The sequence below is a fragment of the Endozoicomonas sp. ALB115 genome (assembly GCF_049310245.1).
Taxonomy (GTDB): Bacteria; Pseudomonadota; Gammaproteobacteria; order Pseudomonadales; family Endozoicomonadaceae; genus Endozoicomonas.
This window is the reverse complement of record NZ_JBLYZG010000150.1, coordinates 1-3,156: the sequence shown is the minus strand read 5'-3', so window position 1 is coordinate 3,156 and position 3,156 is coordinate 1. Positions and strand designations below refer to the sequence as shown.

Here is a 3,156-nt window from a genome sequence, read left to right as displayed (position 1 = left end):
TGTAGTGAGCGGTACATCCTTCATTGGTTCAGGCATGACCTGCACCATCGCTGAGGTATGTTCATTGCCAGTTAATAGCCTGTTGTCGCTGGTTGTTGGTAGATTTATTGATATCCCCGGAAGCGTGGAAGCTGCGTCAGCAGACATGGCCGTGTCAGTCTCCATTGGCTCCGGATTACCCTGAACCGAAGTCGAAGAAGAGCGCTCAATACACGAGTTATTGCCAGTAACACGCCTGAGCTTTATGGGGGAAATGGTCCCGGATTCAGGTTGCTGTTGATGCGGTGGCAACGCTCCAGTGTCCGTTGTTGTCTTTTCAATCTGGCGACCTGCCATGCTCCGCTTTCTTTTGCGTTTGTGGCTGGTTGACGGCTCGTCTCTTCCAGCTGCAGTAGATGTTAACCTGGATACAGTATCTGCGGTTGCTGAGGAGGAAGGTGACTGCATGGTTTGTTTGGAGGTCCTCCCTGTTTCCAGTTGGAGAATCGTTTGGGTGAAAGTCTCATACTGACTGTATTTTCAGGGTTTGCGCTCCACGCAATCCCCCATAGCAACAAATTTCGTCCGGCCTGATATGGGGTAACGGCCAAACACCGGTATGATGTTTACTGAAATACTACACCGTTCCAGTGAGAGGCCGCCCCGATGGAAGTATGTCAGCCGTTGGCGAAAACCGCTAATACTTGCCACGCTCTTGAGCAGCTCGAACTCATGTTGATTCGCCTGCGCCAGCATCATAATTCGATCCGGCACTTTGAAGATTATGAAAACCAGGTCCATGCTCTTTTTGCTCAGGCAAAGTGTGAGGTTCTTGCAAATGATCTGGCTTCACTCGACGTCGATGCACCAGTCATTGAGTTCAATGGCACCTGCTATCACCGGGCATTGCGTTGTTCTGCAACTTATCAGTCAGCTGTCGGCCCTATCCGGGTTGCCCGTACACTGTACCGGCATGGCAAAGAAAGCTGGGACCATATATGACACCGGTTTTTGGTGGTTTGACTTTCTTCTTGATATTCGCTTCCGGTTTCCTCTAATTTCAGGTAGGCACCAATTTAACCAGCGTATGTTGCCATTTTAACCGTAAAATGCTTGAGTCAGGGCAACTGGTTTATCCTTGTAGGAACTCTTCCATCCAGTCATTGTTGTTGACCCGTTCTGACTCGGTCGCAAATAAATCAAAATCCGGCGACAATAAATCAGAATCCGATTCCCAAATGTCAATGTCAATTTCGTTCAGCCCAAGAGGGTCTTTTTTTCTGCATTCTAAGGCTGAATGCCAGGCGTTTTGTGTCTGTTTATCCACATCATAATGGTTGATCTTTTGGAGAACACTTATTAACTGCGGAAGTATCATCTCTTTCCGATAGGGTTCCAATAGTTCAAGTTCTCTATTCCCCAATATCGGAAAACGATCCAGCTCTTCCATTGCCGCTTCAAAGGTAAATTTCGGCCCTTGAATGCTCCTGGTGGAATCCTGATCCCAAGGGGGGGGCGTGCTTGCAGGAGGTTGTTGCAGAGCGATTGCTGTTACTACGGGTGTTTTTGTTGTCTCAATCTGTACCAACTTTTCAGCCACTGCATTTTTAACGAGCTCAGGAACAACACCATCATTATCATTTCGGATAACCGGGCTGAGCGCCTTACATAAACTTGTGGTTAGCTGGCCGTTGCTGGCATAGTGTTCCAGAGATGACCACACCGCTGGCTTTAATGGTTTTTTGTATTTGATGATATTGATAATCATGGAAGGTGACAGCAGAAATGCTGCTTTTTTAGGCTCAGCTTTCCTGGTCTCTTTGGTTCTTGCTTTCATTTGGGCTAATTTTGCCTCAAGCCTGATCGCATAGGGCTCCCGTTTGTCCTGAGGCTTTTCATACCATTGTTCTGTGAATTCAGTTGCCTTGAAAAAGGCGGTCAACTGTTCCAATGTCCAGTTCTTTATAACAAGGCCAGTATCCGTGAGGGTAAAATCCGGTTTTTGGAGTACAACCGGTTCACCATCGGTTGGCATGACAGTAAGCTTTTGATTCCTGAATTGATACTCTGTTTGTTTAAGCTCGAACAGTATGGCCGTGATAAAGTACCACAGGCGTTCCTGGCCCAACATGACGTGATCACCATCAACAACTACGCCTCTTTCATCATCAGTTGACACCCGGTTTGAAAAGCAGAGATCCGGTATATCGATGTGTTCAGGCAGATAGTGGTTTGTCAGTAACATTCCTTCCAGCAACCGTTGCTGAATCGTGACATCAGGAGCAGTTTCAGGTGCAGCCTGATAGTCAAGACAGGCATCCATGAATTGCTGCATTTTGTGTTGTCCAAGCACCCGATGTAACCCGCGCCACTGTGAGACGGTGGGCAAGGTTTTGAATAGCTCATCCATCTTATCCGCGTATTTTGAGCGGTTATCTTCTGATTGTTGCCAGAGAATCTCCAGCATCGTGCGTTTAGATTGCGTGAAGTCAAATTGCTGGCCAAGCTGTTGGCAAAGTGGTTTTAATGCATACCACTGTTCCTGAGTTGGGGCTGGCTTCAGGTTTCTGCAAAGTTCAAGGTATTCCTGCATCTCAGATTCAGGGAGTTGCGTTAGTGCAAATTTTGTTAAAGCCAATGGTGCAGGAATGGATAATGTTTTAGTGAGTACTCCTTTGCCGCGTGGATTTTCACGATATTTTTCAATCCAGAACTGGATACCAGTTCCTCCATGGATAGCCAATATCGGTAGCAATGATTTCAGCGCAGCACGAACAGCCACTCTGTCATTTCGAGGACTCTTGTGGGCAGCCAGATATTGTTGGAATTCGGCAATTTTCATGCGCCATTTTGCGGGCCCAGAGAAGAACAGAGCCAGTGCTTTCATTTGACTCGATTCTAAAAGATCTTCATCACTATTGTCGTCGCCATGTTCAGTGGTACAACCATGCTGATTAAGACATTGGCGAAGTGTTTTCTCATTTTCAGTCAGTTTTTCTGCTGAGGGCAAACCAAAACTTGCAAATATTCGGCAAGAAAGTTTCAGAATATTCTTATTTTCAACCGAGGGTAGCCATTGAACGAATGCTTCCACCTTCGCTTTGTCGGGCAAGCCCCTACTGCTCATCATGGAGGAAAAGGCCCGCAGCAGTTCCAGGCTGAATTCGCCGTTCACCT

Annotated in this window: 3 protein-coding genes; 1 reads left to right on the top strand and 2 read right to left on the bottom strand. The window is 47.0% G+C overall.

The genetic code is table 11. The features are described from left to right. The coding region (locus ACO6VE_RS24160) for a hypothetical protein (protein WP_422464016.1) at positions 1-336 on the bottom strand (336 nt) is incomplete at its 3' end. Positions 337-645: 309 nt separating this feature from the next. On the opposite strand from ACO6VE_RS24160, the gene ACO6VE_RS24155 reads away from it, so the two are divergent. Beyond that, complete coding sequence (locus ACO6VE_RS24155) at positions 646-981, top strand: hypothetical protein (protein WP_422450531.1); 336 nt, start codon at positions 646-648, stop codon at positions 979-981. Between the two features lie 130 nt (positions 982-1,111). On the opposite strand, the gene ACO6VE_RS24150 is transcribed toward ACO6VE_RS24155, so the two are convergent. Continuing rightward, the coding region (locus ACO6VE_RS24150) for a hypothetical protein (RefSeq protein WP_422464014.1) at positions 1,112-3,156 on the bottom strand (2,045 nt) is incomplete at its 5' end.